Source organism: Bifidobacterium thermophilum, from assembly GCF_002846655.1.
GTDB classification, from domain to species: domain Bacteria; phylum Actinomycetota; class Actinomycetes; order Actinomycetales; family Bifidobacteriaceae; genus Bifidobacterium; species Bifidobacterium thermophilum.
This window is the reverse complement of the sequence record NZ_PCGX01000004.1, coordinates 1-13,550: the sequence shown is the minus strand read 5'-3', so window position 1 is coordinate 13,550 and position 13,550 is coordinate 1. Positions and strand designations below refer to the sequence as shown.

At 53.5% G+C, this 13,550-nt stretch carries 8 protein-coding genes; 3 read left to right on the top strand and 5 right to left on the bottom strand.

Annotated elements, in window-relative coordinates; genetic code table 11:
• The 4 genes from CQR48_RS02010 to CQR48_RS01995 all read right to left on the bottom strand — a co-directional run.
• On the bottom strand, positions 1 to 1,389 hold a 1,389-nt coding region (locus tag CQR48_RS02010; protein WP_101451823.1), incomplete at its 3' end, for a sugar nucleotide-binding protein.
• Positions 1,390 to 1,487: 98 nt separating this feature from the next.
• Entirely contained in the window at positions 1,488 to 2,507 is a 1,020-nt protein-coding gene (rfbB, locus tag CQR48_RS02005) for a dTDP-glucose 4,6-dehydratase (protein ID WP_101451822.1), read from the bottom strand.
• A gap of 64 nt (positions 2,508 to 2,571) precedes the next feature.
• Complete coding sequence (locus CQR48_RS02000; protein WP_143252453.1) at positions 2,572 to 4,920, bottom strand: DUF7657 domain-containing protein; 2,349 nt, start codon at positions 4,918 to 4,920, stop codon at positions 2,572 to 2,574.
• Positions 4,921 to 5,207: 287 nt separating this feature from the next.
• Complete coding sequence (locus CQR48_RS01995; protein WP_101451820.1) at positions 5,208 to 7,160, bottom strand: hypothetical protein; 1,953 nt, start codon at positions 7,158 to 7,160, stop codon at positions 5,208 to 5,210.
• 405 nt (positions 7,161 to 7,565) lie between these two features.
• Here CQR48_RS01995 and CQR48_RS01990 point away from each other — a divergent pair, with 405 nt between their 5' ends.
• A complete protein-coding gene (locus CQR48_RS01990) occupies positions 7,566 to 8,525 on the top strand; it encodes a glycosyltransferase family 2 protein (protein WP_180335097.1) in 960 nt (319 codons plus the stop codon).
• Positions 8,526 to 8,625: 100 nt separating this feature from the next.
• Here CQR48_RS01990 and CQR48_RS01985 read toward each other — a convergent pair whose 3' ends face one another.
• Positions 8,626 to 11,040: an RICIN domain-containing protein gene (locus CQR48_RS01985; RefSeq protein ID WP_244898894.1), complete on the bottom strand. Its 2,415-nt coding sequence runs from the start codon at positions 11,038 to 11,040 to the stop codon at positions 8,626 to 8,628.
• A gap of 542 nt (positions 11,041 to 11,582) precedes the next feature.
• On the opposite strand from CQR48_RS01985, the gene CQR48_RS01980 reads away from it, so the two are divergent.
• A complete protein-coding gene (locus CQR48_RS01980) occupies positions 11,583 to 12,050 on the top strand; it encodes a hypothetical protein (protein WP_143252452.1) in 468 nt (155 codons plus the stop codon).
• Between the two features lie 17 nt (positions 12,051 to 12,067).
• A partial coding sequence (locus CQR48_RS01975) for a hypothetical protein (protein WP_244898893.1) occupies positions 12,068 to 13,550 on the top strand: 1,483 nt, incomplete at its 3' end.

The following is a 13,550-nucleotide window of genomic DNA, read 5'->3' as shown; positions in this document are numbered from 1 at the left end:
ATAGCCGACGGTCTCGATCTTGGACAGGTCGAGCGCCGAATGCACCGGGCGCGGCGAGACGGGGTTCTTGGCGGCCTCGAAATATTGCTGCGTCGAGACCGGCTTGACCGCACTGCCGTTGCCATTCGTGAGGTCGAACACCTCGGCGGCGATGTCCTTCCACGACCTGACCGCGCCCGACCCCGTGAGGTTGTACGTACCGTACGGAGCCGCGGAACCGAGCAGGTGGAAGATGGCCCCGGCCATGTCCTTCGTGAAGGTCAGACGCCCGTACTGGTCATCCACCACGGTCACCTGGTTCAGGGACTCGTCGGGGTCGGCCACGCGGTCCGACAGACCCATCATGGTCTTGACGAAATTATGGCCGTCGCCGATCACCCAGCTGGAACGCAGGATGTAATGCTGCGGCGCCTGCGCCACGGCGATGTCGCCCGCGGCCTTGGTCTGGCCGTAGACGCCCAGCGGCGCGAAACCTTCGGTCTCGGTGTGCTGGTCGCGCGTGCCATCGAACACATAGTCGGAGCTCACATGCACGAGCGTGATGTGGTGCTCGCGCGCGACCTTGGCCAGCAGCGCCGGACCCGTGGCATTCGCCTTCCACGCGGCGGTGCGGCCTTCACGCGTCTCAGCCTTGTCGACGGCCGTGAACGCTCCGGCGTTGATGATCGTCCCGTACAGGTCCCAATCGAACCGATCGTAGGCGGCCGGATCGGAGAAATCGAAGGTGTCGATGTCATGGTACTCGAAGTTGTGCAGGCCATGCGCCTCCGCGTACTCACGGATGGCGCGGCCCAATTGGCCGTTCGAACCGGTGACAAGCGTGCGCTTGGGCTCCATCGGCTTGGCGTCGGCGAGGAACGGATGGTGCAGGTCGGCCTCGGAACGCTCGGTCTGGTCCAGCGGGATCGGCCACTGGATGTTGAGCGTCGGGTCGGCGAGGTTGACGAAGGTGTAGGTCTTCTTCTGTTCCAAGCTCCAATGCGCGTTGACGAGATAGGTGTACGCGGTGCCATCCTCGAGGGTCTGGAAGGAGTTGCCCACGCCACGCGGCACGAAGATGGCCTTGGACGGGTCAAGCGTGCACGTGTACACCTCACCGAAGGTGTCGCCGGGGCGCAAATCCACCCACGCGCCGAACACGGAGCCCGTGGCGATCGAGATGTACTTGTCCCACGGCTCCGCATGGATACCACGCGTCACACCACGCTTCGTATTGAAGCTGATGTTGTTCTGCACCGGACCGAAATCCGGCAGGCCCAAAGCCGTCTCCTTCGCCCGCTGCCAATTCTCCTTGAACCAGCCGCGGTTGTCACCATGCACCGGCAGATCGAACACGATCAACCCCGGAATATTCGTCCGTGTGGCCTTCAAATCCTTTTCAAAATCCATAACTACCTCAAACTTCCCAAACCGACTCCGTCATTCCAAAAACCTAGCAGACACAGGCATCGGCGGCACTCCACGCAAGAGGAACACCGCCGACACGCTCACTGCCCCTGGCGCTTGTAGCGCTCCTCGGTCGCGGCCTTGGTCTTCTCCCACCACTGCGGGTTGTTCGTGTACCAGTCGATCGTCGCCTTGAGCCCGGATTCGAAATCCGTATGCGTCGGCTTCCACCCCAACTCGGTCTGGAGCTTGGTGGAGTCGATGGCGTAGCGCCGGTCATGGCCAGGCCGGTCCTTGACATGGTCGAAGGCGTCCTCGGGCTGGCCCATGAGACGCAGGATCAACCGGAGCACGTCGATGTTGTTCTTCTCGCCGTTCGCGCCGATCAGATACGTCTCGCCGATACGACCCTTCGTCAGGATCGTCCACACGGCGGAGGAATGGTCCTCGGTGTGAATCCAGTCGCGCACGTTCAGGCCCGCCCCGTAGAGCTTGGGGCGCACACCCGTGAGGATGTTCGTGATCTGTCGCGGGATGAACTTCTCCACATGCTGGTACGGACCGTAATTATTCGAACAATTGCTGATCGTCGCCCGGATCCCATACGTACGCGTCCACGCGCGCACCAGCATGTCCGAGCTCGCCTTCGTCGACGAATACGGGCTCGACGGATGGTACGGCGTCTCCTCCGTGAACTTCGCCGGGTCATCCAACGCCAAATCCCCGTACACCTCGTCCGTGCTGATGTGATGGTAACGGATGCCGTACTTGCGCACCGCTTCAAGAAGACGATACGTGCCCACCACGTTCGTGCGCACAAACGGCTCCGGATCCGCAATCGAATTATCATTATGAGACTCAGCCGCATAATGCACGATGGCGTCGTGGCCGGGCACGATCTTGTCGAGCAGCTCCGCGTCGCAGATGTTGCCGTGGACGAAGTCCATACGATCCGACGGGATGCCCTTCAGGTTATCCAGGTTACCCGCATACGTCAACGCATCCAACACCGTCACATGGGTCTCGGGATGGTTGCCCACAACATAATGCACGAAATTCGAACCGATGAAGCCAGCGCCACCGGTCACAATGATGTTCTTCGGAACAAACACTTCAGTCATACCACACATCATAACGTCAGGCAGAGAATTCATCCGTTCATCTTTGCCCTGTCACCAGTTCTTGTCAGGAGAGATGCCATACCGCATATCCTCCCTCTCGAACAGATACCTGAATAAATGAATATCCCCCATATGAATATTGAGATAAATCTTTATTTGAAACAATATAAGTCACACCGAGGTTAGCAAGTTGAGCTGCATTAATATTTAGTTGTATTATATCTGCATTAAGCAACTTAATTTGATTCGACAACGACAACTGACGATTTGTAATCTCGAATTCTATAAATGCATAACGGTTATATCTGTACCGCAGTTTCCGAGAAGGGTCAAGCGAAGCCCACAAGGATTGGTTAGGAGTGACTTGCACCGTATTTACCGTTGCAAGACCATTCGCAGCCATTAAGTTTGACAACAACCGACTGTTATCCCCTTCTGCCATCCAAATCCCAGGCTTCCCAGAATCCTCTATACTGCGAGCGGCAATAATAATCGGCTGCCGATCAATTGCATTACTTCCAAGCTGAATCGGATTGACACAAGCCCCTGCAAATACAAGGCAGAGCATCGTTGCCGACGCGATACATTCAAATAAATGCGTCGCATAAACAGGATACCGTTTCCAGAAACGCTCATCAATGCTGCTCGACTTTACTGCCACGTCCTTGTGTCCACCAAGATGCCCGACACACGCTAAACAGACTCCCATATACATGATAAAGGTAAGCAACACGGCTATAATCACTGTCGTCCGTGTCGGATTTTCCAATATCTCCCGCATTCTAATCACTGCGAGCCAGACGAATACCCCAGCAACACCAGCGGACACGGGAACTGAAACAACATTCTTCACTTTCCACTCTCTACTAACAGCAGATCGCGCTAGCAACATTATGTTCAACAATTCGAAGCCAAGCGTTGCTCGTTTCGATGTTGACATAGACAGTCCCAAAGCGTCGGCAATCGTTAACGGCAGACCAATCGTCGAATAGACGCATAGAATAACAGTCATTATTACAGAAGTAATAGATAGAATATCGAAACGCTTTTTCTTATTAAAAACTATATTCATCAATGCCAGCGTAAAACCCAATGGAGCAAAATCAATGATGCTCCCCAATTCGGGCGCATTGCCCGGCTCCGCAAAGGCTAAGGCGATATTTGCCGAGGGACTAAACAATGCGAGTAATCGCACGCGCCCATCAGGACACCCTTCGCCGTCTCCGCCCGGACAACTCCGGTTGCCAGGATAAGCGGTATTAAGCAGGGCATGAATTGTGTCTCTAGAATGATAAGCAATATATCCCATCGCCGCGATAAAAACGACGCCTACCAGAGCCAGGATACCCCAATCCCAGGATGTCATCCGAATGGATCCCCAATGCTCAACCAACTGCCATATCACCAAGGCGATTAACACGTATCCCATGGGAATCTGCCATGCTGGATATAACGTCCAAATAAACGACCCAGCACAAAGAAGAATGCAAACCGCATAGCAGCCGCGCAACAACGGTCGATGAGCGGACAGATACAAATTAAACAGCAACACTGCGCCAAAGATATCGATAATCATTTCAACAAGATTATTTACTGCAAACCACCATTGGACAAGTGAAGAAAAAGAAATAAGAATTGCACATGATACCGCAACTCCGCGATTTCCTTGTCTCATATCCGCGCGCTGCCCGTTGCAGTTACTACCGGGAGATTTCGTGAGCAGCAGGAAGAACTCATATGTCACTAAAAACAGCACAACAAGTCGTGATGACCAGTAGAACGCGAGGCCGCGCCCTGACCCGAAAAGGAGATACCCCCAATGGAATGGACGGAATATCTCTGCTATTGAAAATATTGGGGCATCTTTGACAATGTACATATCCGATGCGCGATTCCCAATAATATAGTTGAACCAGTCATAATCATTATACTGCTGAGAAAACGCCCACAAGGTGTTGACCGCATATTCATCACTACGAATAGTCCGAGGAATACCAAATACGGTGTTTTCCTGCCAATCACGCCCCAAGAACGCATTCCAGATATTCAGAGAAGATCCACTGAGATTCAATAGAGTCGCAATGACAACGACGCATAAGCCAATCCACCATCTACGACGGTGCAACCACTCGTTGACCCTGCTCCAACCAACAAATATCCAAGAACCAATTAACAACATCACAAGGAACATCAACATGAGACGAATCAGCAATACTTGATGCGAAGGGTGCTCTTGGATTTTCATCCCCAAAGCATTGAAAATTGGAACATATTGTCGAAGGAGGAGAAGGCTTGCGCCTCCTGCAAATGCAGCAGCTGCTATCAATCGAATTTGATATCGTTTTCTCATAAAATTAGTAAACTTGCCTTGATTTGAGCATTGATGACCCATACGCTTCGTTCCGCTTTGCATGGGGTAATTTTCTCGTTTCAGCCGGACAACCGTGCATGCGCCGAAGCTGAGACTGATCTAAAGATTCGCTTTTCTCCCAGAAGACGCCTCAACGATACATGTCGGGAATAGTGACCGCGAGGCTCTACATGGTTACAATTTCACAAACGCTAGACTCCAGAGAGCACAAGTTCAGATGCGCGGCTGGACCCTTCTTTCATTCGCTATATCCAGGGTCCAGCACTTTATGGACATCCAACAATTACAGTACGGCTCATACGCTGTCAATTTCATTAGCACTGCAAAGCTCAGCACTGTCCATCATCCATACGCCTAGTTCGCTTTCGCGTCTTGACAGCATGCTTGACACTGCAAGTCTCCAGCATCCGAATGGTAACAGTCATCGCGAGCATCGCGCACATCGCAAATAGAGCAACGTTACCCAATGAGTAATAGTTCACAATCGTAGGTATGTACGGATGGGTGACAAACTGAACGAACCAAGCTATAGAGAAGCTGTACACCACGGAAATCCCGATGAGACCAAGCATCACCACATATGCAAGCACCGCGATTCCAGGAATGTGGCGTCTTTTCACGCACCGCACAATCATCGCAGCAAAGCCAACCAATGTCACCGCTACAATGAGAACTGCCAACATTACATTGACGACACGATAAACCGCGAAAACCACCTTAGTTACCGAATTCATGCGAGCTCGGTGCTCCGCCATCGTGGCAGAATCATTGGTACCATCGACATACGGCAGGCGTGACAACTTGGCAGCTGCATTTGCTACTTTCATTTGACCGGAATCCGTATGATCAACAGTCGACGGCAATGCCCCTGGCGTATATTCACGAAGCTGTATGTTGCCGAGAAATGCTGTCCGGAACAAATCAAGGAAATACGCATCAAAGTCGCTGAAATAGAAGCCACCACCACTCGCAGTGATCGTAATACGATCAGTTTTCTTTAACGTGCCATCAGCGAACGCTGCGTCCAGCTCGGAGTTTATCTTATGAAACAGCGCTTCAGACTGCCTCTCCGACTTCCAAGTGCCGCTGTCTACCATAGCCCATTTCAAGCCCCAAGTATGAAGATCACCACGCGCAGACGTCCCGTCCGGCTCCGAAGATGCTTCCTCCCAAGGAGAGTGGAGCAACCTGTCGCACAATTTCGTATGTGAGCGAAGCGTTGGAGAGGCATCGATGGCTTGATGTATTGCATCATTGGGAGCCCAAATCTCATTTGTCCTCCACGGCGAATCAATTCGATACAGACGATTGATGAATCCTCCCGCCTCGCCACCAGTACGGGTATTAGTCTGCGCGACACCAAAATACCTGTTATTGACCGCTTTGTATGCAGCAGTTGCGACAGTGAGTGTAGCGAAAGGAATACATACTGACAGAAGCGAGGCGACAAGCCTTGTGGTTGCCTTGGCAGTGTGTCTCTCTTCGTCAGAATCCGCCCGACGCATGAAGTTGCGGATGGCGAAAAACACAGCCAGAACCCCGGCAGCACCGAGGGAATAGGTAAGCCAGCTCCCGTTATCTGAGATGTAATATGTGAACGAAAGGGCGAAGCCTAGCAGCACGGATGTCACGATAATGGCAACGTTCCGCGAAACGTTGCAGAAAATCATCACCAGCACAGCAATGGCAAGTGAGAATACAAGAATATAGGAAGGTGCAAGGATAGAATTGCGATATATCCTCGTGCCACACCACGATTCAAAAGCCGAGGGGTAGAACAGTACATAGACGTACACGAAACCCGCGATCCATGCGTTGCCGTTCGTCAATATCCGGGCTGCGGCATATGCTGCAAGCGCCGCGACTACCCACAACAACGAAATCCCCACAGCGAGATTGATATGTAGCACGTAGCACAGATCGATGAACCACGGGAAAGACATGTTCTTCGCCAGCGAATAGACGTCAGGCATCGTATAGTGCGTCCGAAGAGCGTAGTTTATCAGCAACGCGTCATCATAGTACTCTGCTGCTCTGAACGACATACCCACGGCATTCCCGAAAATAACACGGACGATACCCAACACGACGATGACATACGTTATGGGAGCTTGCAGTATGCAACGATACCACGGACTTATTCCTTCCCTTTCTTTGGCACTTTCCCCTAAGCGTGCAAATCGGGCAAATTTTGTCCTCTCAATATTGCTGCGCCGTACACCAGTTGTTGCGGCTTCGACGATGCTCCCCGCGTCATTTTCGTCCTCTCGTTCTTCCGCCATTGTCGTCTCCCATCCTCATCTCGAAGTTTCCGGCACTGATATTGTCTCTGTCACTATTCCAGAAAATACCGCAGTTGCAGTATTGAGGCAACATGACATGATGATTCACGGAATCGCGATGTTTCTGCATATGTTTGATATCTCTTTTATATCTGCAACTACTTACAGCATCATGGCGATTGAAGAATGCACAACAACGAGCACACCACAGCATCACCGTCCAGATAGCAACTACAACCACCACCAACACTACAGCGTGTCAAATACAGCTTATCGTGCGATGTATTTTCGTTTGATGTTAATCAGAATGACTAATAATACCAGAACGGTTACAATATCACCCACATAAGTCTGTTGTGACAAGTTGCTGCGAGACTCTCTGCCTGTGCCGCTATAGTGGTACTCGTGCAAGAGAATACTAGGGTCGCAGTGCTTCTGCCGTGCTATAACGAGGAAATCACCATCGGCAAGGTGGTGCGTGATTTCAAGGCCGCGTTGCCGGGTGCCGACGTGTACGTGTACGACAACAACTCCACTGATCGCACCGCGGAAATCGCCACCGCCGAAGGCGCGATCGTCCGCAAGGAACCGCGTCAAGGCAAGGGCAACGTGATCCGAGCCATGTTCGAGGACATCGACGCCGACGTATACGTGATGGCCGACGGTGATGACACCTATCCGGCGGATGCGGCCCCGGCCATGGTCGCGAAAATCCTCGAGGGTTACGACATGGTGATTGGCGACCGGTTGAGCTCCACGTACTTCCAGGAGAACAAGCGGCCCTTCCACAACTTCGGAAATCGACTGGTCCGAGGCTCAATCAACGGCCTGTTCGGCGCTCATGTCACCGACATCATGACCGGGTACCGCGCGTTCTCCTTCGGCTTCGTGAAAACCTACCCAGTCTTGTCCCGCGGCTTCGAGATCGAGACGGAGATGACGATCCACTCGCTTAACAACAATCTCCGCCTCTACGAGCTGCCCATCCAATACCGTGACCGCCCCGCCGGCTCCGTAAGCAAACTCAACACCGTGGGCGATGGTGTGAAGGTCATGTCGACGATTTTCCGCATGATCCGCGAGTACAAACCGCTCCCCTTCTTCGGTGGGTTGGGCTCGATTATCGGAATCATCGGCATCATTCTCTGCGGGCAGGTGGCATCGGAATTCTGGGCGACCGGCATGGTTGCTCGGTTCCCCACACTCATCGGCGCGGTCATGCTGGTCATTGCAGGACTGCTACTTATCGTCGCAGGAATCATTCTCGACGTCATGGCCAAGAACGACAGGAAGACCTTCATTCTCGAGGCAAACCGTTTCGCATATTTGAAGCGACACCTGGCCAGCCACCGGCAGCACGATTAATACTCCGGCTACATAACATTTGTGGGGGGCGATGCCATCGGCACCGCCCCCCACAAATGTTTCCGATTAGAAGACCACTCTTCGGTGCCTTCTATCTACTTCACTTCCTCACCCAGCGCTGCGCCCTCGTACCGTTGGACGCATACACCTGCACATTCGCGCCATTCGCCCTGGACGCACCAGCGACATCGAGCACGAGACCGTACTTCAAAGCCGAATGCAAGGTCACCGTGCCATCACCGTTCGAAACAGCAATCCACTTCTGCGCCCATGTGCCATTCGAATCATATTGCTGCACATTCGCACCATTCGCGGTGGACGCACCCGCAATATCGAGCACCTTACCCGAGGCGGCATTGCGGAGCGTAACGTACCCTTGGCCGTCATGTGAAACAATCCAGCGCTGCGCATCCGTACCATTGGATTGGTACAGCTGCACGTTCGCGCAATTGGAGCGGGACGCGCCGGACACATCAAGCGCTTTGGAAGCCGACAGCGCGGAAACCACCGTAATCGTACCGTCAACGAGTACGCCCTTATTTTGAGCGGCGAGATCATTGAGCTTGTCACGCTCGCTCTTGACCCTCGTCACCGTCCACTGCTGAGCCTTCGTGCCGTTCGCGGAATAAATCTGCAGCTTGACCGACGAAGAGGCATTACCGGATGGAATATCGACTGCCTTACCGGAAACATTGCTGGTCAATGAAATCTTGCCATTGCCATAGTCGAGGAGAGACCAGTGCTGTGCCGCAGTGCCATTCGATGCATATTGCTGCACTACACCTCCATTCGAGGTGGAGGCCCCGGCAACATCCAGCACTTTGCCGGAAGCGGTATTCATGAGGCTATAGACCCCGTTGCCCACTTGCTGCGCGCTGAATGTCTGCGCGTTCGAGCCATTCGCTTGATAGATCTGGATTCTCGCCCCGTTCTGAGTGGAAGCGCCAGGCACATCCATAGCCAATGACGTATTCTCCACAGAAGAAATCTTGAGACTGACATTGGTTGGAATCGCAGCAGTCGCTGAAGAGAAAGTGAATTTCTGAGCATTGCTTGCATTCGGGGTATACAGGCTGATGCTGGTTCCGTTAGCCGATGACCCGCTCGCAATATCAAGTACCCAGTTGCCCAACGCCGACTGGATGCAATACCCTGATCCGGTATCCCTGATGTACCAGCGTTGTGCCTTGGTTCCATTCGGCGTGTATTGCTGAACCACCGCGCCATCGCCGGCCAGGCCGCTAGCGACGTCCAGTGCCTTGCCGCTGAGCGCATTGGCAATCACATAGCTGCCATCGCTCTGCTTGGTGAACACGAACTTCTGAGCCGATGAACCGTTGGCCTGATACAGCTGGGTTCTGGTTCCATTGCTGGCGGATGCACCAGGAATATCAATGCCGGACGAATCCTTCACCATCGCATTGATGTAATACGTGCCGTTGGGAATGGTGACCGTGGGAAGCGTGCGGACATCATAGACATTGCCGAAAGCGTTAAGATCCACGTTGCCAGCAATACCCGGGATTGTGCCTGAACTCCAGTACTGCCATCCGCGGAGGCCAGCGCAAAATGTGAATCCCACGCGCGCGCCATAGCTGGCGACCCACTTGGTTTTTGTGTGAAGATTGGCGGAATTCAGTCTCGTTTGCAAATAATACGCGCCAGAGTAAATACCCAAATTCGCATAGCCAGAAGATTGCATGCTCGACCACCATGCATTGGCAATGCCATCATAGACATTCGGACTGGTCGGAGTCGCATGCCCCTGCCAAGCCCAATCTTCCAAGTCATAGAACACCGGGTATGAGAGATCAGAAGGCGCTACATGCAGTGTCTGTAAACGCTTGACCAAAGCTTGTGCATCTGCGCGAGATTCAGACGCATTGCTCGCATAAGAAAACCAGTAGACTCCGAACGGAATCCCCAGACGCTTGCATTCATTAATATTGCGTTGAGCTTTCTCATCGATATTATACCTAGTTGTTCCAACTCGAATAATAGCTCCTTCAACAGAGCCAGAACGCTTTACAGCATTCCAATCGATATCGCCCTGCCAAGAAGAAACGTCAATTACGCCCTTTGCGTCTTTCGCAAAGAGAACACTACGCTCATTTTTCCAATCGTATTCAAAGAATGCTTGCGTTCCATCGTACGTACCCCAGTGCGCCCTGTAATTGTTATTCTGCAACGCCGCCTGCTTAACCGACGTTCCCGTATTGGACTTCAACACAGCAGACATCACGCTCGCACCCGCAGACGTCGACGCTTTCGACTTCAATGCCGATGCCTTGGTGTTGGATTCCTCTTTGATGGCGGTACGCACGGTCTTCACCGACACCGGGATGAACCGCTGCCCGTTAGTCTTAGCCAATGGATCCGGAGGCGTGTCTTCAGTACCCACAATCTCGGGATCGGTCACAGTCTCGCCGGTTTCGAGATTCTTCACCGTACCATCCTTGGTGACGGCAAGATCAGAGGAAACCACGGTCGCATTGTTTGGAATCGACGAATCCACTGAATCCGGAAGCTCCTGGGAGGGATTGCTCGGCATGGTATCAGTACCAGCCGTGCCTGATGTATCATCCGCAGCAGTAACCGCCGACGCACTATCGATCCCGTTCGACGATGCCGACGCGGAAAGTACCGTATCGACCGTCTTATCCGCAGCGGAACCTGACGTTCCACACGAAGCAAGTACCCCCGCGCAAATCATGACCGCAGCGGCTGTCGCCACGACTGACCGCATCTTCTTCCAAGCCATCCGAAGTGTTCCTTTCTTCCGCCCCTCACCGGTGACTCCGTATGCGAAGACTGGTAGCTCCGAATCAGGGCACACATATGTATATATGTTATTCGCGAATCTGACGTATCGCCACTGGGATATCCCGTTCTTTTCGATTCCGTCATGAGGACAGATGAAATCCTTGGATCGCGTTGCTGCTCGAATGGCAACACCAGAGAGTAGGATGACGCGATGTAAGAGAGTCACCGTTTGTCAGCAATGGCATGGGGAAGAGGGAACATATGGGGAACCATCGGAAAACATTGGACTTGGCTGTGGGCACCATTCTCATCGTTGTCTGCATCATTGCCGGCTTGGCATTCTTGCATTATTCCAGAACAGACAATCGCACCGCTCAACCGGCTCCGGGAAGCACCCAACCGTCGGCTACAGCACCGCGATCTTCAGACACTCCTACCTCTACCAAGATGGCGAAGTCGCTCAGTGATGCGTATCAGGCCTGCAATAAAGGCGTAGCGTTCGATGAAACCGCTACCACAACCGAGGCTCTTGTGCTCGAAGACAGCGGTAAATCACTGACGGTCTTCTCCGGAAATGCTTCGGATTTCTCCACTCTCAAATGCGTCGCCAGCCACTTGAACATCCCTGCGAACTACACCGCCGAAATGCTCAAGAAGCAGGATAACCCCAGCATGGTGTCCATCAGTTGGGACGGCTATTCCGCCCAGTGGACTTACAACACAAGAAGCGGACTCGATCTGTACATCACCAGCAAAGACTGAACAGCTATTGGAGGGACATGAAGAAAGAAGAGCGTCTGATGATCAATCATCAGCCATTCGCATGGGGCAGGGCAATCGCAACGGCATGCGCGGCAACAATGTGCTTAGCATTGGCCATCGTTCCGGCATCGACCACATATGCCGACGATGCTACGGCACCTGCACAACAGCAGACGACAGACAATAGCAATAATACGGATACTCCAGATAATCCGGATAACCCAGGTAAGCCCGATAATCCTGGCGCCGATTCCGATCAGCACACCGATCCGTCCAACGGCGCGATTGATGCTTTTGCCGCCACGCATACATGGCTGGGATCGCCTACCGCAGAAGTCACGCCGATCACCGCAATCGAGAGCGGCGCTGAACGCACTTATCAGAATGGCACGGTGTATTGGTCCAGCAGCACCGGTGTTCATGCCGTCCGCTCCAATATCGATGCTTGCTATCAGAAGCATCTACAGGATCTTGGTTTCCCGGTCAACGACGGGATGAAACTCAGGGGCGGCACATCCCAGGCATTCCAGAACGGGCAGATCCACTGGTCGCCAAGCACCGGCGCCCGCTTCACCAGAGGCGCCATCCAACAATACTGGAGCGCCCACGGCTGGGAGAACGGCTGGCTCGGCTGGCCCACCGGCGACGAACTCACCGTCAAAGGCGGCGCATCACAGACCTTCCAACACGGCGTCGTCTTCTGGTCACCCACCACAGGAGCACACGCCGTCAAAGGCGGAATCCTCGGGGAATACGCAAACATCAAGTACGAGCAAGGCATCCTCGGCTTCCCCGTCAACGACGGGATGAAACTCAGGGGCGGCACATCCCAGGCATTCCAGAACGGGCAGATCCACTGGTCGCCAAGCACCGGCGCCCGCTTCACCAGAGGCGCCATCCAACAATACTGGAGCGCCCACGGCTGGGAGAACGGCTGGCTCGGCTGGCCCACCGGCGACGAACTCACCGTCAAAGGCGGCGCATCACAGACCTTCCAACACGGCGTAGTCTTCTGGTCACCCACCACAGGAGCACACCCGGTAGTCGGCACGACTCTGAGCAAGTATGCCGCTGCCCGCTATGAGCAGGGACAATACGGCTTCCCGGTCGAAGACCAGACAGGACCTTCCCAGAGATTCCAACACGGGTCAATCGCCGGCTGTGGAAAAATCGGCTATCAGAATCCGGGCGGTTTCTTCCAGGTAAGCTCCTGCAATGTCAGCGTTCCTGGAGGAGCATTCGGGTATGCTTCCCCGTCAAGAATCAGCATCAACGCCAACCGCGACCAAGTCGTGAATGCATTCATCAGCCGGGCATATGACTATCTCGGAACCCGATATGTCTGGGCTTATGCCATGCAACCCGGCAACGGCGTGGACTGCGCCGGGCTTGTCATGCAGTCACTCTATGCGACCGGAATGAATCTGCAGGATTACAATCCGACCGCACACTGGTACGATCCTTGGCACAGCCATGATGCGAACAACATGAGCAACGACC

What these genes read in the sequence shown, in the direction of transcription:
- CQR48_RS01995 (WP_101451820.1), bottom strand. Translation starts at nt 7,160, where the DNA reads ATGGCGGAAGAACGAGAGGACGAAAATGACGCGGGGAGCATCGTCGAA.
- rfbB (WP_101451822.1), bottom strand. Translation starts at nt 2,507, where the DNA reads ATGACTGAAGTGTTTGTTCCGAAGAACATCATTGTGACCGGTGGCGCT.
- CQR48_RS02000 (WP_143252453.1), bottom strand. Translation starts at nt 4,920, where the DNA reads ATGCAAAGCGGAACGAAGCGTATGGGTCATCAATGCTCAAATCAAGGC.